Below are 1911 nucleotides of genomic sequence, written 5' to 3'. Positions count from 1 at the left end.
AACTTCAGGAACGGCACGAACTCGCCCCACGCGCTCTCCCACATCTGGATCATCGCCGGATACAGGCTCCGCCATTGCTCGGCGAACTCCGCGAACCTCGCCTCGGCCGCTGCGATGGTCGGAGCGGTATAGACCTCGCGGAGCTGCCCGGCTACGTCAAGTTGTGTGTGTAAGTGGGCCTTGCCTCGGGGTGTTAGAGGTAGCGGTTGATGCGCTCGGGGTAGACGATCGAGAGTTGCTCGAGGGCTTTCATCCAGTTCGTCACGACTTGGCCTTCGACCAGGCGTCCTTCGGCTTTGCGCTTCGAGCCGCGGGGTAGGCCGCGCTCGCTGGCCCGGTCGCGGGCTCTCTTGTCTTCGATGTTGCAGATCGCGAGCCAGAGCAGCTTCACGGCGGCTTGGTCGTTGGGGAAGTGGCCGCGGTTTTTGATGATCTTCCGGAGCTGGAAGTTCAGCGACTCGATCGCGTTCGTGGTGTAGATCACCCGCCGCAGCTCCGGCGGGAACGCGAGGAACGGCGTGAACCTCTCCCACGCGTCCTCGAACACCTGCGCCGACCGGGGGTTCGCGTGCCCCAACGGTGACGCTTTGAACGCGTCCAGCGCCGCCAGCGCGGCGTCCGCGGTCGGGGCCTGGTAGATCGGCTTCAACGCGGCGGCGACGGCCTTGCGCTGCCCGTAGGCGACGAACCGCATCGCGTTACGGATCAGGTGGACCACGCAGGTTTGGACCATCGATTCGGGCCAGGTCGCCTCGATCGCTTCGGGGAACCCGGTCAGCCCGTCGACGCAGACGATGAGCACGTCACGCACGCCACGGTTGGCGAGTTCAGCACACACGGACGCCCAGAACTTCGCGCCCTCGACTGGTTGCACCCAGATCCCGAGGACGTGCTTGACGCCGTCCATATCGACGCCGACGGCGATGTGCGCGGCCTTGTTGCGGACGTGCCCGCCGTCACGGACCTTGATCACCAGGGCGTCCATGTAGATCACCGGGTAGAACGCTTCCAACGGCCGGTTCTGCCATTGCAGGACCTCGTCGGCGATCTCCTCGGTGATGTTGGAGATCGTCTCGTGGCTGAGGTCGACGCCGAGCGTGGGGACGAGGTGATGCTCGATGTCGCGGACGGTCATCCCGCCGGCGTAGAGGGAGATGATCATCTCGTCCAGCTGCGACAACCGTCGGCTGCCGGTCAGCACCAGCCGGGGCGTGAACGTGCCGTTCCGGTCCCGCGGGATCCGCAGCTCGACCTCCCCGGCCGTGGTGCCCACCGTCTTCGGGAACGACCCGTTCCGTGAGTTATCGTGCAACGCCGCTTCCGGGTCGCCCTTCTCATAACCGACGTGCTCAGTCAGCTCAGCCTGCAACCCGCGCTCGAGACCGGTCTTGATCAGCTGCCGGATGAACCCGCCATCACCGTCGAGCTGAACCTCGCCCGCATCGATCTTCGCGAACAGATCATCCAGCATGCCCGACTCGATCAGACGCTGAGCGCCCTCCGCCTGAGCCTTACGTCGCTCTTCACGCGACGCCCTATCGATAGCCAACAGTGTGTTTCCTTTCGTAAGGAGACCCGGCCCCTTACACACACCATTTGACACGCTCGCCCGGTGATCTTGGACCAGTACTTCTTCGACGCGTATCGAAGTGAGTTCCGCACGAGATGCACGACACACTGCTGCACCGTTGCGAGGGGCCAGATCGCGGTGATCGCATCGGGGAGGCCTTTGAGTCCGTCGCAGCAGTTATGCCGACATCGGCATAACTGCTGTTATGCCGTGCTCGCGGTTATGCCGATGATGCTCGGGCGGTCCTGGTCAGCGGCGGTGGGCGGGCTGCGGTTGTCGGCATAATCAGAGCCGGTCGAGGAACGCCAGGAGCGTGTCGCTGGGCTGGTAGCGCGGGCTGG

At 64.5% G+C, this 1911-nt stretch carries 2 protein-coding genes and 1 pseudogene; all 3 read right to left on the bottom strand.

The features are described 5' to 3' along the window. A partial coding sequence (locus tag LOK55_RS14180) for a transposase (protein WP_268252629.1) occupies positions 1-257 on the bottom strand: 257 nt, incomplete at its 3' end. After that, positions 194-1471, bottom strand: coding sequence for an IS256 family transposase (locus tag LOK55_RS13840; protein WP_374107663.1), 1278 nt, complete (start codon positions 1469-1471; stop codon positions 194-196). The genes LOK55_RS14180 and LOK55_RS13840, both read right to left, overlap by 64 nt. A 143-nt stretch (positions 1472-1614) precedes the next feature. Further along, positions 1615-1743 (bottom strand): annotated as a pseudogene (locus LOK55_RS13835) (transposase); the annotation flags it as partial. Positions 1744-1911: the final 168 nt, after the last annotated feature.

The sequence above is a fragment of the Microbacterium sp. F2E genome, from assembly GCF_020905435.1.
In the GTDB taxonomy this organism is placed as follows: Bacteria; Actinomycetota; Actinomycetes; order Actinomycetales; family Microbacteriaceae; genus Microbacterium; species Microbacterium lacticum.
Note: the sequence above shows the minus strand (reverse complement) of the source record. Positions and strands in the feature narration are given on the sequence as shown.